General features: G+C 64.8%; 20 protein-coding genes and 2 pseudogenes. 16 read left to right on the forward strand and 6 right to left on the reverse strand.

What is annotated here, in order from left to right; translation table 11 throughout:
- Positions 1–50: 50 nt before the first annotated feature.
- From ACW179_RS13515 to ACW179_RS13530, 4 genes and pseudogenes are all read right to left on the reverse strand, one after another.
- Positions 51–750, reverse strand: a pseudogene (locus ACW179_RS13515) (IS6 family transposase).
- Positions 751–849: 99 nt separating this feature from the next.
- Positions 850–1,524, reverse strand: a complete 675-nt coding sequence (locus ACW179_RS13520) for a hypothetical protein (RefSeq protein WP_492059998.1) — start codon at positions 1,522–1,524, stop codon at positions 850–852.
- Between the two features lie 64 nt (positions 1,525–1,588).
- Positions 1,589–2,286: pseudogene (locus ACW179_RS13525) on the reverse strand (IS6 family transposase).
- Between the two features lie 399 nt (positions 2,287–2,685).
- A complete protein-coding gene (locus ACW179_RS13530) occupies positions 2,686–3,459 on the reverse strand; it encodes a FadR/GntR family transcriptional regulator (RefSeq protein WP_492059999.1) in 774 nt (257 codons plus the stop codon).
- A gap of 22 nt (positions 3,460–3,481) precedes the next feature.
- On the opposite strand from ACW179_RS13530, the gene ACW179_RS13535 reads away from it, so the two are divergent.
- The 13 genes from ACW179_RS13535 to ACW179_RS13595 all read left to right on the forward strand — a co-directional run bounded on the left by ACW179_RS13535 (position 3,482) and on the right by ACW179_RS13595 (position 17,209).
- On the forward strand, positions 3,482–4,507 hold the full coding sequence (locus ACW179_RS13535; protein ID WP_492060000.1) for an ornithine cyclodeaminase family protein: 1,026 nt from the start codon (positions 3,482–3,484) through the stop codon (positions 4,505–4,507).
- A gap of 46 nt (positions 4,508–4,553) precedes the next feature.
- A complete protein-coding gene (locus ACW179_RS13540; protein ID WP_492060001.1) occupies positions 4,554–5,564 on the forward strand; it encodes a dihydrodipicolinate synthase family protein in 1,011 nt (336 codons plus the stop codon).
- Between the two features lie 9 nt (positions 5,565–5,573).
- On the forward strand, positions 5,574–7,043 hold the full coding sequence (locus ACW179_RS13545; RefSeq protein ID WP_492060002.1) for an NAD-dependent succinate-semialdehyde dehydrogenase: 1,470 nt from the start codon (positions 5,574–5,576) through the stop codon (positions 7,041–7,043).
- Between the two features lie 178 nt (positions 7,044–7,221).
- The gene (locus ACW179_RS13550) at positions 7,222–8,382 is read left to right on the forward strand and encodes an alpha/beta hydrolase family protein (RefSeq protein ID WP_492060003.1); all 1,161 of its coding nucleotides are present in this window, start codon (positions 7,222–7,224) and stop codon (positions 8,380–8,382) included.
- A gap of 16 nt (positions 8,383–8,398) precedes the next feature.
- On the forward strand, positions 8,399–9,457 hold the full coding sequence (locus ACW179_RS13555; protein ID WP_492060004.1) for a VOC family protein: 1,059 nt from the start codon (positions 8,399–8,401) through the stop codon (positions 9,455–9,457).
- A 12-nt stretch (positions 9,458–9,469) separates the two neighbouring features.
- Complete coding sequence (locus ACW179_RS13560) at positions 9,470–9,952, forward strand: cupin domain-containing protein (RefSeq protein WP_492060005.1); 483 nt, start codon at positions 9,470–9,472, stop codon at positions 9,950–9,952.
- A complete protein-coding gene (locus ACW179_RS13565) occupies positions 9,949–10,908 on the forward strand; it encodes an NAD-dependent epimerase/dehydratase family protein (RefSeq protein ID WP_492060006.1) in 960 nt (319 codons plus the stop codon). The genes ACW179_RS13560 and ACW179_RS13565 overlap by 4 nt, the downstream gene beginning before the upstream one ends.
- The gene (locus ACW179_RS13570) at positions 10,905–11,678 is read left to right on the forward strand and encodes an SDR family NAD(P)-dependent oxidoreductase (RefSeq protein ID WP_492060007.1); all 774 of its coding nucleotides are present in this window, start codon (positions 10,905–10,907) and stop codon (positions 11,676–11,678) included. Before ACW179_RS13565 ends, ACW179_RS13570 begins: the two co-directional genes overlap by 4 nt.
- 15 nt (positions 11,679–11,693) lie before the next feature.
- Positions 11,694–12,668, forward strand: a complete 975-nt coding sequence (locus tag ACW179_RS13575) for a fumarylacetoacetate hydrolase family protein (RefSeq protein ID WP_492060008.1) — start codon at positions 11,694–11,696, stop codon at positions 12,666–12,668.
- Positions 12,665–13,792, forward strand: a complete 1,128-nt coding sequence (locus tag ACW179_RS13580) for an FAD-dependent oxidoreductase (protein ID WP_492060009.1) — start codon at positions 12,665–12,667, stop codon at positions 13,790–13,792. Before ACW179_RS13575 ends, ACW179_RS13580 begins: the two co-directional genes overlap by 4 nt.
- Positions 13,793–13,858: 66 nt before the next feature.
- The gene (hisD, locus tag ACW179_RS13585) at positions 13,859–15,163 is read left to right on the forward strand and encodes a histidinol dehydrogenase (RefSeq protein WP_492060010.1); all 1,305 of its coding nucleotides are present in this window, start codon (positions 13,859–13,861) and stop codon (positions 15,161–15,163) included.
- A 2-nt stretch (positions 15,164–15,165) separates the two neighbouring features.
- Complete coding sequence (locus ACW179_RS13590) at positions 15,166–15,933, forward strand: SDR family NAD(P)-dependent oxidoreductase (RefSeq protein WP_492060011.1); 768 nt, start codon at positions 15,166–15,168, stop codon at positions 15,931–15,933.
- 37 nt (positions 15,934–15,970) lie between these two features.
- Positions 15,971–17,209: an MFS transporter gene (locus tag ACW179_RS13595; RefSeq protein WP_492060012.1), complete on the forward strand. Its 1,239-nt coding sequence runs from the start codon at positions 15,971–15,973 to the stop codon at positions 17,207–17,209.
- 10 nt (positions 17,210–17,219) lie between these two features.
- On the opposite strand, the gene ACW179_RS13600 is transcribed toward ACW179_RS13595, so the two are convergent.
- Both ACW179_RS13600 and ACW179_RS13605 read right to left on the reverse strand, forming a co-directional pair.
- Entirely contained in the window at positions 17,220–18,233 is a 1,014-nt protein-coding gene (locus tag ACW179_RS13600; RefSeq protein WP_492060013.1) for a LacI family DNA-binding transcriptional regulator, read from the reverse strand.
- 135 nt (positions 18,234–18,368) lie between these two features.
- On the reverse strand, positions 18,369–20,780 hold the full coding sequence (locus ACW179_RS13605) for a TonB-dependent receptor (protein ID WP_492060014.1): 2,412 nt from the start codon (positions 20,778–20,780) through the stop codon (positions 18,369–18,371).
- Between the two features lie 381 nt (positions 20,781–21,161).
- Here ACW179_RS13605 and ACW179_RS13610 point away from each other — a divergent pair, with 381 nt between their 5' ends.
- Genes ACW179_RS13610 through ACW179_RS13620 form a run of 3 tightly spaced genes read left to right on the forward strand, consistent with a single transcriptional unit; the run spans position 21,162 to position 23,447 of the window.
- Positions 21,162–21,824: a nuclear transport factor 2 family protein gene (locus ACW179_RS13610; RefSeq protein ID WP_492064315.1), complete on the forward strand. Its 663-nt coding sequence runs from the start codon at positions 21,162–21,164 to the stop codon at positions 21,822–21,824.
- A 19-nt stretch (positions 21,825–21,843) separates the two neighbouring features.
- Entirely contained in the window at positions 21,844–22,809 is a 966-nt protein-coding gene (locus ACW179_RS13615; RefSeq protein ID WP_492060015.1) for a VOC family protein, read from the forward strand.
- An 11-nt stretch (positions 22,810–22,820) separates the two neighbouring features.
- Positions 22,821–23,447: a cytochrome b gene (locus ACW179_RS13620; RefSeq protein ID WP_492060016.1), complete on the forward strand. Its 627-nt coding sequence runs from the start codon at positions 22,821–22,823 to the stop codon at positions 23,445–23,447.
- Positions 23,448–23,929: the final 482 nt, after the last annotated feature.

A 23,929-nucleotide genomic window follows, 5' to 3' on the forward strand; every position in this document is an offset into this window, starting at 1 on the left:
TACTGTCAAATTTATGCCGTCGGCGGAAGCCATCTCTGTCCGAGTTTTCGTCAGGCGGCGACTGTCACCTCGCGCCAGGCGTCGTTAGCTGCGGCGCGGAAGGTGCGCAGGGTGGATCGGCTGATCAGGTGACGTTGGGTGTAAACGGTGTTGTCGACGCTCGCGTGGGTGGTGAGAAAACGTTGGGCTGAAGGCTGAGACTTGAAGAGCTGCATCTTCCGCTCCCGTCGGCGGATCGGCAGATGTGAGTTCTATGCTCTGTTGTTTTCTCGAAGTCAGCCTGGCCGGTGAAGACCCTCCAGGCCCAGTTCCTTGAGCGCCGCGCCGTAGGACCTCAGCCCGTCCGTGGTGATCGCTTCTGGCTCCACGGGCTGGTTGCGCATCAGGCGTCTTAGAAGTTCCAGCACGGCCTCGGTGTCGCGCCGCTTCTGAACGACCACGTCGAGCACCTCGCCCCCGTCATCGACGGCGCGCCAGATGAACATCCACCGCCCGCCGATCTTGGCCACGACCTCGTCCAGATGCCATCGGCCGGTTGGCGCAGAACGGCTGCGCCGCAGATTTGAGGCGATCAACGGGCTTAACTTCTTGACCCAGCATCGAAGGGCCTCTCGGCTGATCTCGACGCCGCGTTCGGCCATCAATTCCTCGACGTCGCGCATGCTCAGGGAGAAGCGGAAAATAGAGCCGAACCGCCTGGAGGATCACCGCCGAAGGGAAACGGTGGCGCTTGAACGATATCGGATTCACGTCGTCTCCGCTCTAATCGGCGCGTTCCGCCCAAAGTGGAGATAAGTGGCGTTAGACTGCCAGCTCCTTGAGGTCTGTAGCTCACCCGCATGGAGCTGTTTATAAAGGTCGCGCGGGCTCGATTGTGCGAGCATCGTACCGGTTTCCATTCGGGGACCGCCCTGGCTTCGCTATCGTAAGCGTCGCTCGATAATTCCCACCCGGGTTCGACACAGCGCGCCACTCCGGTACACGAGAAGGAATTGCGAGCGCCGCAGCCTTCACGCCGTTCCAAGCCGCCAGGGATCGAAACAGTTCGACCTGGCAGCCGGCGACTTCCAACTCCACCTTCGACTTGATCTCGACGCGCTGCGCGATGGCGCGCAGGATTTCACGGCGGAACGTGCCGTCTTCATTCCGCAGCGCCTTTCGTGTCGCCTCCGCGAATTGCGTCAGCAGCTGAGGCGTGATGATCGGGCCGAGGCGATCGATGGCGCGCTCGGCGCGGTCTGCGTCCGCGCTGGCGGTGTCGCGTTGTTTTTTGAGTTCCTGCATCTGATCCTTGAGGTCGGGATCAGAGGCTTCGATGGCGCCCATCGCGATCGCGTCCAGCAACCGCTTCAGACGGGCCTGGGCCTCCGTTGCGCGCTTGCGCAGCTCACCGACATGCTTGTGGCGGCGCTCGACCCATTCGTGACGGCGGTCGATGATGTTCGCCATCAGGCCCTTGAGGTGCTTGGGGTCGAGCAGGCGATTTTCGAGATAGTGGACGACCGCGGCGTCGACCAGGTCCATGCGCACCGTCAGGAACTGACAAGTTAACCGCCTTCGGCCGCGGGAAGTGCGGAGGAGGGGATAGCTAGGCCGCGGCGGTGGCCGCCGCCCAGGCACGCTCCGCCTTGGCTCGGAGCGTTCGAAGCCCCGGCCGGGAGTGAGGTGAGGCTGGAGGTTGAAGGCGTTGTAGATCGGTCCGTGGGTTCCGAGGAAGCGTTGGGCTGAGCCCTGGGATTTGAACTTTTGCTGCTTTCGTTCTCGTCGTCGGATGACCAGATGGGAGTTTTCGGCGCGATTGTTTTGGCGCATCCCGCCGGGGTGATGACGCTCTTGCAGTCCGAGCATCTTCATCGCCGCGCGGTACGACGCCAGTTTGTCGCTGACGATCGTCTCGGGCGAGACGCCGGTGTTGCGCAGGAGCCGACACAGCAGCTTCAGAGCGGCCTTCTTGTTGCGGCGTTTCTGGACCAGGACATCGAGCACCTCGCCCTCGTCATCGACGGCGCGCCAGATGAACATCCGGCGCCCGCCGATCTTGGCCACGACCTCGTCCAGATGCCAGCGGCCGGTTGGCGCAGAACGGCCGCGCCGCAGATTTGAGGCGATCGACGGACCGAACTTGTTGACCCAGCATCGAATGGCCTCGCGGCTGACCTCGACGCCGCGTTCGGCCATCAATTCCTCGACGTCCCTTATACTCAGGGTGAAGCGGAAATAGAGCCGGACCGCCTGCAGGATCACCGCCGAAGGGAAGCGATGGCGCTTAAACGATATCGGTTTCACGTCGTCTCCGCTCTGATCGGCGCGTTTCGCCCGTAGTGGAGACAAGTTAGCGTTAGACTGCCAGCACCCTCCCGGGGCCAGCGCCATTTTTATGTCTGCGAGCTTCACTCTGGAGTGCTGTGCTGATGCACCAAGTCCCTTGTCAGATGCGGTCGGTCATGGGTTTCCGGTTCGATGAAGGCCTGGAATCTGGGGATCAGCCAAGGGCAGCTGTTGGCACCAACCGGCTTATCCGGGACGGGCTTTGACGTGACCCCCAAGCCGTTCTAGTGGGGCTTGCCCGGCGCGGTAGAGTGCCAGCCCGCGCCTCTGACGGTGGTCCAGGTCAGGAGGGCGTTGCAGGTATGTCTACAGCCCGAAAACAATGAGTGCCCGCGTCAGCAAGCATGACCAATTGCTTCATCGCAGCCCGAACAGTCGTTGACGAACAGACTGCAGGTGTTGGCGCATCAGTTCTTCGGACCGATGCGGATTGTGCTGCCGGATCGATTCAACAAATGCGTGATGCTCTTCTCCAGTAGCGCGTCTGGGCCCACCTTCTGAACCGAATATCTCTTCCATGCGGCTATTGAGGCTTAGCTGCGCCTGCGATCGCAGCGTGTCATAAAGCATGAGCAACAGCGCATTGTGCGTCGCCTTGGCGATGGTTCGGTGCAGTCGCTCGTCGAGCCGCCTCCATTGGGCAAATGAAGTGGCTGTGCTCATATCCAGTAGGCACTGGTTGAGCTCGGAGATGTCTGCCGGCGTCGCATGGATCGCGGCTTGCGCCGCCAGCTGAGGCTCCAGCAGAATTCGCGCGCCCATAAGGTCATCTGCGCTGATGGACGCTGACCAATCTTGGTCATCGACGGTCAGCTGACGTTCACCGACGAACGTGCCCTTACCAACGTGTCGCCAGATTAGTCCCTCGTCCTCGAGACGTTTGAGCATGGTCCGCAGCCGGCCGCGCGATATCCCCAGGGCGTCGCTAAGCTTTGGCTCCGGAGGCAATTTTGCCTCACCGGCCTCACCCGCCTGCTCAACGAATTCGCGCAGTCGCTGAAGCTCGTCGTCCATCGTCGTCATCGATACCGGCCTCCCGGCGTCGTCATAGCCTGTGGTTGGGCGTGCGACAAATACCGACTTTGCGTAATGGCAAGCCGTGGTTATCTCAATTTGCAAATTGATATGCATCAATCTTGACTCATTGAGAGCAATGACGGAAGGGTTGCGTATGCCGCTCGCTTCGACTGACCAAACCCTGTTGCTGTCCGATGACGATGTCCGGAGGGCCTTCGACTGGGGCCAAGCCGTTGCCGCGCTGGAGCAAGCCTATCGGGGGCCGCCCGATGAAGCCCGCTTTCCGCCGCGCACGATGGCGCGGGGCGATGGCGTGTGGCTGCGCACGCTCTCGGGCATCCTGCCTGAACAGGGCGTCATGGGCGCGAAGCTGATTGCAGCCTCGCCCGCAGCGCAGGCGGCGTCCTATCTGATGCCGGTTTTCGACATCGCGACGATGGCGCTTGTCGCCTTGCTCGACGCGAACCGGATAACCGGATTTCGCACAGCGGCGACCTCGGCTCTGGCGGCAAAGCGCCTTGTCGCGGGTGAACGCCCGCGTGTCGCCGTGATCGGCTCTGGCTTTGAGGCCAAGACCCATCTCGAAGCGCTCGCCGGCGCTATGCCCTTGGGCGCGATCACCGTGTTCAGCCCTCGCGAGACAAGCCGCGCGGCGTTCTGCGAGGCCATGGCTGTCAAGGGCATAGCGGTGCGTCCAGCCGACAGCGCGCAGGCGGCGGTTGCCACAAGTGATCTCGTCATCTGCGCCGCACGGTCGCGCGACGAGTCGCCGACCTTGCTCGGAGCATGGCTGCGTCCTGGCATGACGGTGATATCGATCGGCTCCACCCTCCCTGAGCAGCGCGAACTTGATGCCGAGGCCATTGCCCGCTCCGATGTGATCGTGGCCGACATGGTCGAGGAAGTCGCCCATGACACGGGCGACATGCTGATTGCGGCGCAACAGGGCGTGGACTTCTCGGCCAAGCTGGTCAGCCTCGCCGATGTGGTCTCGGGCCGTCACCCCGGACGGACCTCGCCGCAACAGATCATGACCTACAAGTCGGTTGGGGCCGCCGTGCAAGACCTCGCTGTTGCCGCCATGTGCGTGGCGCGGGCGCGCAGCATGGGCATCGGCACGGCCATTGCCGCACCGATCAGCCCGGTCAGCAAGGGCAAATAACCCGACCACTTCCAGTTGACGAAAACGTCCCCACCCGGAGAAGCGAATGCCTGGCTACACCAAATCCGAAGCCCGCGCCTGGGCCCGTGAACGGCTGCTCGGCGTCGCCAACGTCGTCATCCCGACGATGACGTCCGACTTCAGCAGGGTCAACGAACAGGCGGCGCGACACGATGTCGAAACGACGATCCAGCATGGCTTCGTCGGTGCCCTGGCCTGCTCGGAAGTCGCGATGTCGCTCGCCGAATATCAGGGCTTCGTCCAGACGATGGTCGAGCAGGCGGCGGGACGGCTCTTTGTCGTCCACCACGCCGTGTTCAACACGCTGCAGGACAATATCGAAGCGGCCCGGCTTGCCTCGGAAGCGGGCGCGGAACTCGTGCTGCTGGGCTATCCGCCCTATTTCTATCCGGGCTCGCTAGAGGAGGTTTACGCCTACTCCAAGGCGTTCTGCGACGCGACTGACCTGGCCGTCATGCTGTTTCCAATCCCGACCTGGGGGTTTGGCCGGTTCAGCCCGATCGACATGCCGGTCGAGCTGTTGCGGCGGCTGGTCGATGACTGTCCGAACGTGGTGGCGATCAAGGCCGAAGGCGGGATGCCGCACATCATGGGGCCAATCGAGGTTCATCGCGCCTTCCACAACGAGGTCGTGATCTCCTTTCCGATGGAGCACGAGTTTATTCCGCTGGCGCAGCTGATCGATGTGCCGTTCTGCGGCACCAATTTCTCGGCGTTCTTTGGCCCGATCCTGCCCAGCATCTTCACGATGATCCGCGAGGGCCGGTTCGATGAGGCGACCGCAGAGTTCCATCGCATCGATCCGGCGCGCAAGGCCTTCGCCAGTGTGCCGCAGGCCGGCGGCGGGCTGATCAACCGCATGCTCTGGAAATATGAGGGCTGGCTGCAGGGCTATAACGGCGGCCCGCTTCGCCACCCCACCGCGCGCGTCTATCAGCGCGACATGGTGGCCTTGCGGCGTGGCCAGCAAGCCGCCGGCATGAACCCGACCACCGACCCGGACGAAGCCTTCTTCGTGGGCCGGAACCCGGCTTGAGGACCGATCATGGAAAAGCTTTGCGATCTCCCCCTCAAGGATCCCAGCCTGCTGCGGCAGGCGATGCTGATCGGTGGCGAATGGGTTCAGGCCGATAGCGGCGCCACGATCGAAGTCCGCAACCCCGCCACCGGCGCGTTGATCGCGCGCGTGCCAAAGGCGGGCGCGATCGAAACCCGCCGCGCGATCAAGGCGGCGGAGCTGGCCATGCGGTCCTGGCAAAAGACCCTGGCCAAGGAACGTTCAGCGATCCTGCGGCGGCTGTTCGAGCTGATGCTGGAAAACATCGACGATATCGGCCTGCTGATCACCTCGGAACAGGGCAAGCCGCTGGCCGAGGGGCGGGGCGAGGTGCTCTACGCCGCCAGCTTCATGGAATGGTTTTCCGAAGAGGCCAAGCGGGCCTATGGCGACATCATTCCGGAGAACCTGCCGGGGCGGCGTATTCTGGTTCAGAAGGTGCCGGTGGGGGTATTTGCGGCGATCACGCCTTGGAACTTCCCTGCCGCGATGATTACGCGCAAAGCCGGGCCAGGCTGGGCCGCCGGATGCGCGGGGGTCATCAAACCGGCCAGCCAGACCCCGCTTACGGCGCTGGCTTTGGGCGTGCTCGCTGAGCGCGCCGGGCTGCCGCCGGGCGTGTGCAACATTGTGACCGGCGCTGCGGGCCAGATCGGCGGCGAGCTGACGGCGAACCCCGTGGTGCGCAAGCTGTCGTTCACCGGGTCGACCGAGATCGGGGCGCTGCTGCTGGCGCAGTGCGCTCCGAAGGTGAAGCGAACGAGCATGGAGCTGGGCGGCAATGCGCCGTTCATCGTCTTCGACGACGCCGACGTTGAAGCCGCAGTCAGGGCGGCGATGACCGCCAAGTATCGCAACTCGGGCCAGTCCTGCATCGGGGCCAACCGCTTTCTGGTGCAATCGGGGATCTATGATCGTTTTGCGGCGAAGCTTGCCGAGGAAACCGGCAAGCTGACGGTCGGCAATGGTGCTGACCAGGACGTCCAGATCGGGCCGCTGATCGACGACGGGGCCGTCGCCAAGGTCGAGGCGCATATCGCCGACGCGGTGCGCTTGGGGGCGATGGTTGCGGCAGGCGGCAAGCGGCACGCGCTGGGCGGCCAGTTCTTCGAACCGACCGTGCTGACCAATGTGTCGCCCGAGGCGCTGGTCTTCTCCGAAGAGACATTCGGACCAGTCGCCCCGCTCTTTCGCTTCGAGACCGAAGGGGAGGCGATTGCACTGGCCAATGACACCCCGTTCGGTCTCGCCGCCTATCTCTGCGCGCGCGACGTCGGCACGATCTTCCGCGTCCTCGAGGCGCTGGAGTTCGGCATGGTGGGGGTCAACGAGGGGCTGATCTCGACAGAAGTGGCTCCGTTCGGCGGCGTCAAGGCATCCGGCCTGGGCCGCGAAGGCGCGCGCTATGGGTTGGAGGAGTATCTGGAGACGAAGTACGTCGCGCTCGGAGGGCTATAGAGCCGCGGGCAAGCGCCAGCGCCTGAAGACGTAGGAGACGGGGCAGAGCAGGGCGATGGAGCTCGCGATCCCTGGAAACATCATGGCCAGAATTCAAATTGCAACCGGTTGCAAAATGGCTGGAGCCGGTCTATGACTGGCTTCAGACGCTGACAAAAAGCGTCGCGGGAGGCGTTGCATGTTCGAACCGTTCGGCAAGAACTACATCTGGAATCTGGGCGTGAATCTGGCCCTGATTGGCGGGGGCAATCACGGCGAGATCGACGTCGCCTGCCGCCCGATCCAGGCCGCCGCCGCCCTGGGCTCAGACGCCGGAACAGCTGCTTTCTTCGACAGTTGGTTGGCCGTGGCCGATCAGTTGGTCGCCAACGCCAAGGTCGACGAGGCCGCCGGGCGGCGCTGGTCGGCGGCCCAGAAGCTGTTTCGCGCCAGCGGCTATTACCTCAACGCCGAGCGCCTGCAGGCGCGGGACTATCCGCCGCGCTGGGCCGCCTATCAGGCCGGACTCGACTGCTTCCGCCACTATATCGAACTGGACGGCGCGCCGGTCGAGTTTGTCGAACTGCCCTATGGCGACACGACCTTCCCCGCGCTCTTCGTGAAGGCCCACAGCCCCGATGGCGGCCCGACGCCGTGCATCATCAGCTGCAACGGCCTGGACAGCATGAAGGAGCAGGTCTTCGGCAATGGCTTTGCCCAGGCCCTGGCCCGACGGGGTATCTCGACCCTGCTGCTGGACCAGCCCGGCACCGGCGAGGCCCTGCGTCAGCGCCAGATCCCTGGCACCCACGAGGCCGAGCGCTGGGCCAGCCCGGCGGTGGACTGGCTGGTGGCGCGCGCTGATGTCGACGCCTCGCGGATCGGCATGTTTGGCCTGTCGCTGGGCGGCTATTACGCGCCGCGCGCCGCCGCCATGGAGCCCCGCTTTGCGCTGTGCGCCGTCATGGGAGCCAACCATGACTGGGGCCAGATGCAGAAGCGGCGCATGGACCGCGAGGGCGAAAATCCCGTGCCCCACTATTGGGACCACGTGATGTGGGTATTTGGCCAACCCGATATTGACGCCTTCATGGCCTGGGCCCCCAGCATGTGTCTCGACGGCGTGGTCGAGCAGATCAAGGTCCCGTTCCTGGTCACGCACGGCCAGGGTGATCGCCAGATCCCGGTCGAATACGCCCATCGCTCGTTCGAGCAGGCCACGGCCAGCCCCGACCGCGAGCTGCGGATCTTCACCACCCAGGATTTCGAGATCGAACACTGCGGCGCCGACAACGGCACCGTGGCCCGGGACTTCATCGCTGACTGGATCGCCGAGCGGTTCGGTCGGCCCGTCGGCTAAGCAAGGAAACCTCGCCATGGCGATCTTGGGTGTTGAAAGCGTGATCTTCGGGGTCGATGACCTTGGGAACTGCACGCAGTTCTGGAATGATTTCGGGCTGACGCCGGTGCTTCGCTCTGCGACACAGAGCGTATTCGAGGTCGCGACGGGTTCGCGGGTGATCGTTGTTCGCGATGATGATCCGATCCTGCCGCCGCGCAACTTCAAGGGTAACGGCGTTCGCCTCACGGTCTGGGGCGTCGATACGCAAGAGCATCTTGAGGCGCTGGTGCGGGGGCTTGAGATCGACACGCCGGTGACCCGCGACGCGGACGGCGCGGCCTTCTTCCAGACGCCGGATGGCCAGTATCTGGGCCTGCGGGTCTGGGCCAAGAGGCCGGTGGTGTCGGTGCCGGACGCGATCAATGCACCGGGAAACATCAAGCGCCTCAACACCCTTCGCCAGTGGCGGCACAAGGCCATCCCCAAGGCGATCAACCACGTCGTCTTCTTCTCGCCGGACTATGTGGGCGCCTACGAGTTCTATCGCGACAGGCTGGGCTTTCGCTATTCGGACCATTCCAAGGGTGTCGGCATCTTCGCTCGCGCCAATGGCACCAACGAGCATCACAGCATCTTCTGGGTCAATTCAGACCTGCCGTTCGCGCCGGACGGCCACGGCTTCATGCACATCGCTTTCGGCATGGACGACATCGACGAGGTCATGCTGGGCGCCAACATCATGGAAAAGCGCGGCTGGAAGAACAGCAGCATGAACGCCTCGGGCGGCATCTCGCGCCACCGCATATCCTCAGCGATCTACTACTATGTCGACAATCCCAACGGCGGCGAGGCGGAGTATCACGCCGACACCGACTATCTGGACGACAACTGGGTGCCGCGCGCCTGGGACTTCAAGTTCGGATCGCTGCTGTGGTCGGCCAATGCGCCGCCGATTTTCCGGGGCGACGACATCGCCTGGGACATGCAGTTCGACGCCGATGAGCGGTCGTTCGAGCCTTATCGCAAGGGCAAGGTCAGTCCCGACGCCGAGCGTCTGGCCGCCCTGACGCCCGAAGACGAACACGCCATCTGAGCGGGGAAAGCCATGTCCGAGAGTTTCCGCCGTATCGTCACGGCCCATGACGCCGAAGGTCTGTCCGTCGTTCGCAGCGACGACGTCCTGACGCCTACCCTGATCGATAGCGGCGACGCCGCCTTCCAGCTGGTCTGGACGACGCCGACCGTGCCCGTCGATCTGAATGCCGATGTCGATGGGCCCATCCCCGCCGGCAAGACCCTGACCGGTGGCTCGGTGATCCGCATCGTCGACATGTTGCCGGGCAAGAGCTCGCCCATGCATCGCAGCTATTCGATCGACTACGGTGTCGTGCTGTCGGGTCAGCTGGAGCTGGTGCTGGACGGCGGCGAGGTCGTGCCGCTGAAGGCCGGTGACATCGTGGTCCAGCGGGCCACCAACCATCTGTGGCGCAACCCGTCGGTGGAGGAGGTGTGCCGCATCGCCTTCATCCTCATTGAGTCGACGCCCGTGATCGTGGGCGGCCAGGTCCTGCCCGAGATCCACCCGTGAGCCCGGCACGCCGCCATGTGGTGCTGACCGGTGCCGGCGGCTTCATCGGCGCGCGACTGGCCCGGCGGCTGCTGGATGACCCAGCCTTTGCTGATGCGACGTTCACGTTCAGCGATCTGTCGCTGACCCATGCGCCCCGCGATCCGCGCGCCAGGCTGATCGAGGGCGATTTCGGCGAAGCTAGCATACGCGAAGACCTGATCGGCGAGCGCGCCGACGTCGTGTTCCATCTGGCCAGCGTGCTGGGCGGTGCCGCCGAGGCCGACTACGGGCTGGCGCGCCGGGTCAATATCGACGCGACGCTGTCGCTGCTCGAAGCCCTGCGGTCGCCTGAGGCCCCGCCGCGCGTCGTCTTCGCCAGTTCGATCGCGGTGTTCGGCGCCGATGCGCCGGCCCGGATCGATGACGACACCCCGACCAATCCGACCATGGTCTACGGTGCCCAAAAGCGGATGATCGAGGTCGTGCTGGAACAGTTCAGCGCGCGGGGCTGGATCGACGGTCTGGCCATCCGGCTGCCGGGGATCGTCGCCCGTCCCGACGCCGATGCGCGCCTGAAGTCGGCCTTCCTGAACACGGTGTTCCACGCCTATGCGGCCGGCCAGGACATCACCTTGCCGGTCTCGCCGGAGGGGACCACCTGGATGATCTCCATCCCGGCCTGTATCGACGCTTTCGTCCATGCGGGAGCGCTTGCGGCCGGTCGACTTGGACCGCGAAGGGCCTTCACCCTGCCAGCGCAGCGCGTCGGGTTCGGTGATCTGGTCGAGGCCTTGCGGGCCCAGTATCCGGCCAGCCCGGCGGTCGTGCGGTTCGCGCCCCAGGCCGAGATCGAAGCGCAGTTTGCGCGCCAGCCGCCCCTGACGACTGCGATCGCCGACGATCTGGGTTTCCGCCACGACGGCGATCTGCCGACCCTGGTCCGCCGTGCGCTGATCGTCGAGGACCCGCGATGATCGACCTGTTCACCCTGACGGGCCGGGTTGTTCTGCTGACCGGTGCCGCTGGCGGCATCGGTGAGGCAACGGCCCAGCTGCTGGCCCGCGCTGGTGCCGAACTGGTCCTGACTGACAACCGCGCCGACCCCCTGGACGCTCTGGCCGCCAGGCTTCGCGCCGACGGCGCGGTGGTGCACACCCTGGCTTGCGACCTGGCTCAGACCGACAGTGTTCGCGCCCTGGCGCACGACGCCGTCGCAGTGGCGGGCCGCGTCGATGTGCTGATCTGCAACGGCGGCATGGAGGGCCATGTCGGTCCTATCGGCGAGGCCAGCGACGTCGCGATCGACCTTTTGCTGAGCGTCAATCTTTGCAGCGCCATGACCCTGACGGCGGCTCTGGCGCCGGGCATGGCCGAGCGGGGCGGCGGCACCATCGTCCTGGTGGCCAGCATCGCCGGCGTGCGCGGCAATCGGGCCATCGGCCTCTATGGCGTGGCCAAGGCCGGGCTTATCCAGCTGGCGCGCAACCTGGCTGTCGAGTGGGGACCTTCCGGGGTGCGGGCCAACGCCATCTCGCCCGGCCTGACCGCCACGCTCTTCGCCAGGCCCATCCTGGAAAACGCGGACTATCTGCCGCGCCGGCTGGGCCTGACGCCCTTGCGGCGTGCGGGAACGGCCGAGGAGATCGCCGCCTCGATCCTGTTCCTGGCCAGCGCCGCGTCCGGCTTCGTCACCGGACACAATCTGATCGCCGATGGCGGCACGACCATTTCGGACGGAAACTAGGGGGAACACAGAGCCATGAAACTGGCCACCATCGCTAACGGGACTCCCGACGGGCAACTGGTCATCGTCTCGCAAGACCTGACCCGCGCCGTGTCCGCCCAGGATATCGCCCCAACCCTGCAGAGCGCGCTGGAGCGCTGGGCGCAGGTCGAGCCGGCCTTGTTGGCTCGCGCCGGCGCTCTGTCGGCCGCCGAGGCTGATGAGGCGTTCGACTTCCTGCCGCAAGATGCCCTGGCACCCTTGCCGCGCGCCTGGCAGTGGCTCGACGGGTCAGCCTACCATTCGCATGGCGACCTGATGCAGAAGGTCTTCAAGCTGGACGCGACGCCCAAGGATCGTCCGCTGATGTATCAGGGCGTGTCCGACACCTTCCTGGCCGCGACCCAGGATGTGCCGCTGCCGAGCGAGGCTGACGGCATCGACTTCGAGGGCGAGTTTGGCGTCATCGTTGATCGCACGCCGATGGGCGTCACGCCCGAAGAGGCCGCCGGGCACATCCGGCTGATTGTCCAGATCAATGACTGGTCGCTGCGCACCCTGGCCCCGATCGAGATGAAGACCGGCTTTGGCTGGGTTCAGGCCAAGCCACCCTGCAGCACGGCGCCGGCCGCGGTGACGCCGGACGAACTGGGCGCCGCCTGGCGCGATGGACGGGTCGACCTTCCGCTCTTCGTCGACTGGAACGGTACGCGTTTCGGCGCCGCGCAAGGCTATCCGATGGCGTTCTCATTTCCCGAACTGGTGGCGCACGCCGCGCGAACCCGGGTCCTGTGCGCCGGGACGATCATCGGCTCGGGCACGGTGTCCAACGAGAACTATCGCGAGGTCGGCTCGTCCTGCATCGCCGAGCGCCGGGGCATCGAGCTGATGGACGGAGGCGAGCCGCGAACCGCCTTTATGAAGTTTGGTGACCGGGTGCGGATGGAGGCCCGGCGCGCCGATGGCGGCCTGCTCTTCGGTGCGATTGATCAGAAGGTGGTGCAGGCATGAGCGGCCCGGTTCAACGCGCCCTGATCGTCGGCGGCGGTATCGGCGGGATGTCCGCCGCCATCGCCCTGCGCAAGATTGGCGTCGAGGTTGACGTCATCGACATTGATCCCGAGTGGCGCGTCTATGGTGCCGGGATCACGATCACCGGCCCCACCCTCAGAGCCTTCCATCAGCTTGGCCTGCTCGACGCGGTCGGTCGCGAGGGCTTTTTTTTCGAGCAGATCCACTTCTACAGCCAGGACGGCACGTTCCTGAACGCCATGGAAACGCCGGTGCTGGAGGCGGGTGTTCCGCCCGGCGGCGGCATCATGCGGCCCATCCTGCACCGGATCATGTCCGAACGCACGATCGCCGAGGGCGCAAAGGTTCGGCTGGGTCTCACCCTGAGCGATTTCGTCGAGGACGCGCACGGGGTAGAGGCCCGGTTCTCGGATGGCAGCACCGGGCGCTACGACCTGATCGTCGGGGCGGACGGCTCGCACTCGACCCTGCGTGACCGGCTATTCCCTGAGGCACCCAAGCTGAAATTCACCGGGCAGGGCTGCTGGCGGCTGCTGGCGGCGCGCGATCCCGAAGTGACCTGCTCGCAGATCTTTTTCGGGCCCAACAACGTCAAGGTCGGCATCAATCCCTGCGGTCCCGATCACGTCTACATGTTCGCGACCCTGGCCATGCCGGGCAATCCGTTCATCGGCGAGGCCGAGTTGGTGGACCGGATGCGCCAGATCATTGCGCCGTTCGGAGGCCACATCCGTCAGATCCATGACGCCATGGGACCTGAGTCCTCGGTCAATTATCGGCCTCTGTTTGCCACTCTGGTGCCGCCGCCGTGGAATGTGGGTCGGGTGGGGCTGATCGGGGACGCCGTTCACGCCACGACGCCGCACCTGGCCTCAGGTGCCGGCATCTCGGTCGAGGACGGCCTGGTTCTGGCCCAGGAAATGGCCGTGGCCGACACCGTCGCGGCCGGATGGACGGCGTTCACCGCCCGCCGTTTCGAGCGGGCCCGGCTGGTCGTCGAGAACAGTCTGGAGATTTCCCGCATCGAGCAGGAGGCCGGACCTGAACCCGAGGTCAAACGGCTGATGCGCGAAAGCGCCTTCGCCCTGGCCCAACCGATCTGATCCCCCCGCCGCCGTTGGCGGTCTCAAAATCCGGAGTTCGACATGGCCCAGTGGCTGAAAAGAGGAATGGACGTTGAGGTCCGCGCCGACGGCGACCGCAAGGTGCGCGACATCGTCGAGGCGACCCTGGCCGACATCGAAAAGCGTGGCGACGCGGCGATCCGCGATCTCTCGATCAAGTTCGATGGCTGGGACCGCGAAGACTATCGCCTGACGCCCGCCGAGATCCAGGGCTGCATCGACACCCTGACGCCCCAGGACATCACCGACATTGAGTTCGCCCAGGCCCAGGTGCGCAACTTCGCTCAGATCCAGCGTGCCTCGATCACCGATGTCGAGGTCGAGACCCTGCCCGGCGTGGTGCTGGGCCACCGCAATATCCCGGTCAATGCGGCCGGCTGCTATGTGCCCGGCGGCAAGTATCCGCTGCTGGCCTCGGCCCACATGTCGGTGATCACGGCCAAGGTGGCGGGCGTGCCGCGTGTCATCACCTGCGCGCCGCCGTTTGAGGGCAAGCTGGCCCACAAGGTGGTGGCCGCCCAGGCCATGGCCGGTGCCGACGCCATCTATGCCCTGGGCGGCATCCAGGCGATCGGGGCGATGGCGCTGGGCACCCAGACCATCGGCGCGGTCGACATGCTGGTGGGCCCGGGCAACGCCTTCGTTGCCGAGGCCAAGCGCCAGTTGTTCGGGCGGGTCGGCATCGACCTGTTCGCGGGGCCGACCGAGACGATGATCATCGCCGACGACAGCTCGGACGGCGAAATCTGCGCCACCGACCTGCTGGGCCAGGCCGAGCATGGCCCTGACAGCCCGGCCATACTGATCACCAATTCCGAGAGCTTGGCGCGCGACACCCTGCGCGAGATCGAGCGGTTGCTGGCGATCCTGCCCACCGCCGCCATCGCGCGAAAGGCGTGGGACGCCTATGGCGAGATCATCGTCTGTGAGGACGAGGCCGAGATGGTCCGCGTCGCCGACAGCTACGCCAATGAGCACGTCCAGGTCATGACGCGCGACCCGGACTATTTCCTCAACAACATGACCAACTACGGCGCGCTGTTCCTGGGGGCGCGGACCAATGTGGCCTTTGGCGACAAGGTGATCGGCACAAACCACACCCTGCCGACGCGCAAGGCGGCTCGCTATACCGGTGGTCTCTGGGTGGGCAAGTTCATCAAGACCTGCACCTACCAGCGGATCACCACCGACGAAGCCTCGACGATGATCGGCGAGTACTGCAGCCGGCTCTGTGCGCTGGAAGGCTTCGCCGGCCACGGCGAGCAGGCCAATGTGCGGGTGCGCCGTTATGGCGGACGCAACATTCCCTATGCCGGGCGCGCCGAGCCCGTTTCCGTGGCGGCGGAATAGTCTTGGCCGCTCTGCCCCAGACTCCCAGCTTTCGTCTCGAAGGCCGTCGCGCGCTGGTGACCGGGGCCGGGCGGGGCATCGGTCTGGCCTGCGCGGCGGCGCTGGCCCAGGCCGGTGCGCACGTCACGCTCGCGGCCAGGTCTCCGGACGAGATCGAAGCCGGGGCACAAGCAATTCGCGAGGCAGGCGGCGCCGCTGAGGCCCTGGTTATCGATGTCGCCGACGTCGAGGCGGTTCGCCGGTCGCTGGCGGCGGCGCAGGGCTTCGACATCCTGCTCAACAACGCCGGGACCAATCGGCCCAAGCCCGTCCTCGACGTCAGCGAAGAGGACTATGACGCCGTGCTGGGCCTGAACCTGCGGGCGGCGTTTTTTGTCGCCCAGACCGTGGCGGCGCGAATGGCGCAGGAGGGGCGGCCTGGCTCGCTGATCCACATGGGGTCGCAGATGGGTCATGTCGGCGGTGCCAACCGCAGCCTCTACTGCGCCTCCAAATGGGGGCTGGAAGGCTTCAGCAAGGCCCTGGCGCTCGATCTCGCCGCCATGGGTATCCGCTCCAACATCATCGCCCCGACCTTCATCGAGACGCCGATGACGAAGCCGTTTTTCGAGGATGCGGTCTTTGCCGCCAACGTCCTGTCACGGATCAAGCTGGGGCGACTGGGCAAGGTCGAGGACCTGATGGGCGCGGTGGTCTTCCTCGCCTCGGACGCCTCGGCCCTGGTCACCGGAACCAGCCTGCTGGTCGACGGTGGCTGGACCGCTGACTGACCGACCCAATCACAACAATAACCACAGGGAGCAAGCGATGTCGGAAGGTTTGGAGCAAGGGCGAGGCCAGGCGTCTGGCGACAGGATCGCGGCGTGGCCGCAGGGCCTGCTGCTGGCTGCTCAGGCGATGCTGCCGACCATGGGGGCCATGCTGCTGGTGCCGGTCGTGCCGCTGCTGATCGCCGAGTTTGGCAAGACGCCCAACGCCCAGTATCTGATCCCGGCGATCCTGACGATGCCGGCCCTCTGCATTGCGCTGCTGTCGCCGCTGGCGGGATGGCTGGGCGACCGCATGGGACGCCGCAACCTGCTGATCGGTGCCCTTTGCTTCTATGGTCTGGCTGGCATGTCGCCGCTTCTGCTGCACGGGATCGGGGCGGTCATCGGCTCGCGCGTGGTGCTGGGCATTTGCGAGGCCCTGATCATCACACTCAGCGCCACCCTGATCGGCGATTATTTCGTCGGCAAGCCGCGTGACCGCTGGCTGGCGATGATCAGTACCATCGCCTCTCTCTCCGCAGTCGTCTTTTTGGCTGTGGCCGGCGCGGTGGGCGCTGCGTTCGGCTGGCGCTGGGTCACGGCCGTCTATGGCCTGAGCATCCTGTTCGTCCCGGCCATGCTGCTGCTGAGCTGGGAGCCCAAACGCGGTCCGGGTCCCGCTCAAGCATCAGAGGGACCGGTGGAAGCCTTTCCCTGGAACCATATGCTTGTCACGGGCCTGACCAGCCTGTTTGGCGGGACCCTGTTCTATTCTCTCGTCATCCAGCAGGGGATCGCCCTGTCGTCGCTGGGGGTTCAGGATCCTGCCCGTCTGGGGTTGCTCACCGCCGTCGCCAGCCTGGCCAATCCGATCGGCACCCTTGTCTTCTGGCGGGTCTCACACTGGCGCGCCTCGCTGCTGCTGGCCATCGAGTTCGCGATCATCGGCAGCGCCTGCGTGGTGATCGGCTTTGTTCAGACCGACATCCAGTTCGCCATGGCCGCCGCAATGGGGTTGTTCGGTTGCGGCCTGCTTTTGCCCACCTTGATCAGCTGGACCATGCGCAGCCTGCCCTTCAGCGGCCGGGCGCGCGGTACGGGCATCTTTCAGTCGATGCTGATGCTGGGCCAGTTCGTCAGCGGTGTGCTCCTGGCCTTCCTGACGACGTCGATCAGTTGCAGCATCCTGAAAAGCTTCGCTGTGATCGGTGCCGCAGCCTTGCTGGCCGCGCTGATCGCGGCGGCGACGCTACGGACCCGTCGGCAGGCTGAGGGACCCGGGGCGACGGAATCCTGAACCTCGACGATCAGGGCAGGGGGCGGGTGCTGCTGCGAACGATCAGTTCCCCCGGTACCGTCACCTTGCTCTGATCGCTACGGTCGCGCCAAAGCTGTTGGAGCAGGTCAAGGGTCCGATTGACCATCGGCGTGATCGGAAGCGTGTAGGTCGTGACGTCAAACCCGGGCCAGGACGACATCGTCTCGTTATCGAACCCGACAATGGAGATCTCGCGCCCCACATCGAGTCCGAACTCCCGGCGCGCGACATCGACCGTCGCGCACGCCATGGAGTCGTTGGCGCAGAAGATTGCGTCCGGCCTGTCAGGTCGTGACAGGAGCCGCCGGGCGGCCTCCAGCCCTTGCTCGAAGGTGAAGTGGCCGACCTCGCGGATGTCGCATGACAGTCCCGCTTCCGACAGGGCATGGCGGTAGCCGGCCTCGCGGAGCTGGCTGGTCGGTGCGTCATCGTAGCCGGCCATGAAGGCTGGGCGGACATGACCAGCCTTGGCGATCAGCGTACCGATCCGCCGCGCACCGCCGTGGTCATCGCCAGTGACCGTCGAGATATGGTTGGCGTTGTCGACGGGATTGATCAGGACCAATGGTACGCCGCCGCGTTCGCACTGTTGGGCGAACGCGTCTGAAAGTCGGACCGATGCCAGAATGAGCGCGTCGACATTGTAGCTGAGAATGGTCTGAAGCTCGGCGTCGGCGATGCGTTGCGGATTAGCCTTGAACAACAGCAGCCGCAGGCCTTCCTCGGTCAGCCTTTCAGACAGGCGCTGGAGCAGGGGGGCGTATAGCTGATCCATGTTCGCCATGGCCACGCCGATGATCGCCGAGCGCCGTGTCGTGAGGGAGCGTGCGATCGGGTTTGGGCGATAGCCCAGTTCGTTGGCTGCGGCCTCGACCTTGGCGCGCATCTTGGGTGAGATGCTGGCACCGGGCGTAAAGGCGCGAGAGACGGCGGACTTGGAGACGCCGGCCAATCTGGCGACATCGTCAGCGGTCGTAGTTTCTGAAAAGGGCGGCTCGTCCATCACGCTGCTTCCCCGGCCATACACGGATCAATATTGGCCTGCCCTGCGTGATGATCATAGCTCGCCGGAGCTTGCAAGGCGGCATGGGCCCCGCAGCGCAAACGGCCCGGCTCGCGAAGAGCCGGGCCTTGAGCATCAGAAGTTGGCCGACACCCGCAGGCCATAGGTGCGTGGCGCACCCGACGTCATGGTGACGATATTGGCACCGGAGTAGAAGTTGGCGTTCCCTGCGGCGCGATCACCCTCGACATTGTTCACGAAGGCACCCACCGACCATTTGTCGGACTCAGGGCTGAGCGTCGCGCCCAGATTCGAGCGCCAGTACGCGGTGCCGATCTGGCTGTCGAGATACTCGAAGCCGACCACGCGCTTGCCCTTGTATTGGGTGTCGGCGGTCAGGACCAGGTTGTAGCCGTCCAGCGGAATGGTCTGTTCGATGCCGAAGGTCAGCGTCCACTTGGGCGACTGGAAGGCCGGCTTGCCCGAGCAGTTGATCTCCAGCTGGTTGCCCGCGACCGCTGTGTACGGACAGCCGATGGCGGGCAGGGGAGCTGTCGCCGCAGGGGCCGCGATGAGGTAGCGGAAGTCGTCGAACACCGCATCGAGATACTGGGCGTTCGCCGTCAGCAGCGTGTGGTCTGCGGCCAGGAACCGGCTGTCGACTTCAAAGCCCCGGATGGTCGATTCGCCAAGGTTTTCGGTGAAGAACGAGCTTGCGCCATTGGCGTCGAGGCCAAAGTGAGCGACCTGCTGATCCTGATACTTCCAGTTGAAGGCCTCAAGATTGACCTGCAGTCGGTTGTCCAGCAGCCGGTTTTTCAGGCCCACGGTCATGGCCTTCAGTTGCTCGGGGCCGAAGGTCTCCTTGCCCACCGTCAAGGCGAAACCGCCCGATCGGAAGCCGGTCTCGTAGCTGGCGTAGAACAACGAGGTGCTCGTCAGGTCATATTCCGTGGCGAGCCGGTAGGTGACCTTGTCGGCCTTGGGCCGGGCGGCGATGTCGGCACCCAGGCGGACATTGTAGGCGCCGGTCGCAACCCCGTTGACGAAGACCTGCTGCGCGCCTGGGAAGCCCGAGCGAAAAGCGCCGATCGGCGACAACTGATCGGCCGTATCGGTCAGGGCCAGGAAGGGCGCAAGCGGGCAGGCGGGTGGGGCGGCGACGTTGCGGCACTGCTGCAGAACCGTCTCGACCCGTCCGTTCATGGCCTTTTTGTCGTTGGTGTAACGAACGCCGCCGATCAGCCGGAACCGGTCGGTCAGGTGCGCCGTGGACCGGGCGAAGAAAGCATAGGACTCAGTGCCCAGCTTGAAGGTCTGATAGGCGTTAAGCTGGGTCTGGGCGAACTCGTAGTCCCCCGTGATGTCCTCGTCAAAATAGAACGCGCCCAGGATGTAGTCGAAGATGCCGATGCGATTGCCGACGAAGCGCGCCTCAAGGCTGGTTTGCTTGTCGGTTTCCTCAATGCGGCCGACGAAGGCCGGGACGGTGAACTGGTTGTCCAGCTCGGATTCCCGATAGGCCGGAACCACTGTGAGCGAGCCGAGCGGCAGCCTCCAGTTCAGCTCGGCGTGAACGCCATAGCCGTTGTTGTCCATGAAGTTGCCGGTGTTCAGCGGCGCGAAGAAGTTGCCCGTCAGGCCTGAATAGCGCGTCTTGCGAACCGCCTGTGAGCGCTGGTCCAACAGCCCCACGCTGCGGTCCAGTCCCGTGGGCGCATAGGTGTAGGTGCGGGTGGCGAAGCTGTAGTTGGCGAGCGTTTCATAGTTCGCGCCCACGCCCTTGCCGCCCACGTGTTCATAGTCGGCGCTCAGGCGCAGGGTTAGGTCGTCCGACAGTTCAGTGAAAAACTGGGCCCGGAAGTCGTGCTGCACGTCGTCCGAGGTGCCGTCCGACATGTAGCCATCCCGGTCCACGAAGGCACCGGAAAAGCGGAACGCACTCTTGTCGCCCAGCGGAAGATTGATCGCGCCTTGCAGGCTGCGGGCGTTGTAGTTGCCGACGCTGGCGATCAGGTGCCCGCCATACTGGCCAAGCTTGGGCTTGACCGGGTTGATGTTAAGGGCACCCGCCGTAGCGTTCCGGCCATACAGCGTGCCTTGCGGACCTTTCAGAACCTCGATCCGTTCCAGATCGTAGTAGAAGCCCGTGGTCGAGGTGGGCCGGCCGATATAGACGCCGTCATAGTTGACGGCGAGGGCGGGGTCGCTGAGCGCATTGGTGCTGAAATTGCCGACACCGCGCAGGAAATAGGTAACGTTGGGACCGCCGCCTGACTGGGCGTCCAGGGCGGGCACGATCTGGCCCAGCTGGGTCGGATTGGTGACGTTCTGCCGGACCAGCTCCTGCGGCTGCACCACATCGACCGCCAGGCCCGTGCGCTGAAGGTTTTCCGAGCGACGCTGGGCCGTCACGACGACCTCTTCCAGTTGCGCGCCTTCCTGCGGCGCGGCCCCGGTGGTTGCTTGCTGGGCGACAGCTGGAAAGGCCAGCAGGACACTCGTCAAGGCAATGGCTGCGGTCGAGCCAAGGTAGATTTTTCTCATAGTCCCCTCCCTTTTCATTTCAGAGCGAACGTCCACTGACAGCGTCCGGAAGGGCGGCTCGGAGGTTCAATTCATCTACCTGCGCAGCGCCACCCAGCCCGCACGCCGTCGATGGCCGCGGAGCGTTTGGCATGGTCAGGCGCGCACAGAACTTGCGTTGATGAATGGTCATCCGTCTGTTCCTCCCGGAGCGCGCCTCTTGCGGACGTCTGCCTCCCATCGACCCTGGGCCGACACAGCAATCTATCTTGCAACCGGTTGCAACTGTCAAGCCGAGGGGTTAGCGTCTGTTTCGTCGAGGGGCGTCGTGGCGGTCCTCAACCGGCAGGAACGGCCTTGAAGCGCGGGGAAAACGCGTGAAGGTGGGAAGGAAAGTTGAACGTGAACAACACGACAGATGACGCGCGCGCCACATTGATCGCCGCCTTGCGCCAATGCGATCGTCTCGACGATCCTTTACTGGGCGTCGTGAACGCGGAGGCGCTGGAGGCCGGTAGCCCGCTATGGCCTGGTGCGGGCTGGGGCGCGATCCATCACGTCGCCACCACCCGGGCCGACGGACGGCGGCTGGAAGAATTCGCCTTTCAGCGCCTCGAAGGCGGCGACGATCAGCCGGTGTCGGTGATGTTCGTCGAGGACGGATCGGCGCGGCTCTACGGTGCGCATGCCATGACGCCGGAGCGTGAGCCTATGCTGGCGATCGACGACAGCATCACGGCCGCCGCAGAACCGGGCGACTTCCTCGACGGCTATTTCGAGCATCTGAGGGACGGCGACCTGGAAGCCTCCATCGCGATGTTCGAGCCCGACGGCTACATCCAGCATTCCAACGGCCACCGGTACCAAGGTCCAGAACAGCTTCGCGAAGACTACATCGCGATGTTCAAGGCCAATGTCGGCCGCATCGACGTTCGCTTCTGCAACGTCACTGACGATGGCGAGCGGCGCGCGTTCGAGGCGGTCTTCCCCAACGGTCGGCCGGCGGTCGCCATCTATGAACGCGGACCCGGCGGCAAGATCGCCGCGATCCGCATCACCCTCTGAACCTCAAGGAGGACCTGCCTTGATCCGGCTTAAATCCATTCATCACGTTCGTGTCCGGGTGCCCGACGTCGACGCCAGCGAGCGGTTTGCGCTGGACTTTGGCCTGACCGTCGCACGGCGCGACGCGGATCGCGTGTTCCTGCGGGGAACCGGCGTCAACGCCTATGCCTATGTCGCCGAGAAGGGCCCTGCCACCGAGCTGGCCGCTGTGGCCTTCGTGGTGGAGTCGCCGCAGGATCTGGAACACGCTGTCGCCGAATACGGCGCTGCACCGCCGCGTCAGTTGGACGGGCCGGGCGGTGGAACGGCGGTGACGATCCATGACCCTGATGGCAATCCGATCGACTTGATCTGTGGCGTTGCCGAGGTCGAGCCTCTGCCGATGCGATCAGACATTCGCTACAATACCGGACTGGAGAAGATCCGCTGGGGCCAGCGTCAGCACATGCCCGATCCCGGTCCGGCTCAGGTTATGCGTCTAGGTCATGTCGGCCTGTTCGTGACCGACTACCGGCGCTCTCTGGCCTGGTATGGCGAGACCCTGGGCCTGATCCTCAGCGACGGCGTTCACATGGGGCCGGAAGAAAAGGCTCTGGTGGGTTTCCTGCGCATGAACCGCGGCGGGGAGTGGGTGGATCATCACAGCATCGCCCTGTTCGTCGGTGCCAAGCCCGGCGTGCAGCACCTTTCGTTCGAGGTCCTCGACTTCGAGGCCCAGGCGCTGGCGCATGGCTGGATGATCAAACGCGGCTGGGAGCCGCTCTGGGGCATGGGGCGCCATGAGTTGGGGAGCCATCTGTTCGATATCTGGTGGGAGCCCAACGACCTGCGTTTCGAGACCTTCACTGACACCGACCTGTGCACCGAAGTCACGCCCGGTCTGATGGTGCAGGCGTCGGACAGTCTGACGCGCTGGGGGCCGGCCATGCCGGCGGACTATGTGCTGCCCAAGGGCTCCAAGGGCTTTATGTCGACCAGCAGTTAAGGAGATCGACGATGGCTTTGACCAATAGCCAGCAGCAATACGGCGTGATTGCCATCGCGCTGCACTGGCTGGGCGCCTTGGCTGTTCTGGCGATGTTGGTGACGGCGATCGCTTCGGCCAATGCGAGCAGCCGTGAGGCCGCTATTGGCCTGATGAAGCTGCACGGATCGATCGGTGTTCTGGTCTATCTGGTGCTGGCCGCCCGCATCGCCTCCAGCTTGATCCAGCGGCGACCGCGCCCGCTGGGGCCGGCGGGACCTTTGAACGGGGTCGCGCGCGGGGTTCACATTGCTCTTCTGGCGCTGATCGCGATACAGCTGGTGACTGGCCCGCTCGACATCTGGTCGGGCGGCTGGCCAATTAGCGTGTTCGACCTGGGCGCTATCCCGTCTCCGTTTGGGTCATACGAGCAGCCCTGGCACGATACGATAGGCGTCATCCACACTTGGAGCGGCCTGGCCATCGCGGGTTTTCTGCTTCTGCACATCGGTGCCGCGCTGAAGCACTGGCTGGTGGATCGCGATCTTGTCTTGCTACGGATGATAGGGCTGGGTGGAAGCGCCTCTATTGAATGCCTGGATCCGGTCGGGTGTTCGGCAACGGCTTCCGACACCGCCAGTGACGGCCGTTTGCAGTGAAGGCAGGCAACGGTTCTTGATCCAGCGCTATCCGCACCGCGCGTTCGCGAACCTCAGGGGAAAACTTGTTCGTCATAGACCCTATCTCTCAGGCGCTAGGGCCACCGGCAAACCCGGCGCAGTTCAGTGTGGCGATCGTTGAAGGCGGACAGCCTCACGGGTGACGCGCTTGGTCCTCACAGGGGCTGATGCCGACGAGCGCGTTCGGGAAAGCACTCCCGCCGCCAGCACGACTGAGTGCGCGCCGGTGCAGATGCTCGGGCAGTGCTACGGCACCTACAGGACTGATCCCAGCGCGATTGGTCGGCTCGAATGCGGCAGGCTTGCCAAACGACCCGGAATCTCGTTCTCGCTGTTCTTGGTGAAAACACCACGTCCGGGGACACGACCGCCGCCGTGGCCTGTATCGAGACGGGGTAGGGGCCTTTCGGTTTGCCGGAGTTTCCCTGACAGCATCCCGACTTCGGCGTGCCTCGAGGCCC

Source organism: Caulobacter sp. AVps18 (assembly GCF_058681425.1).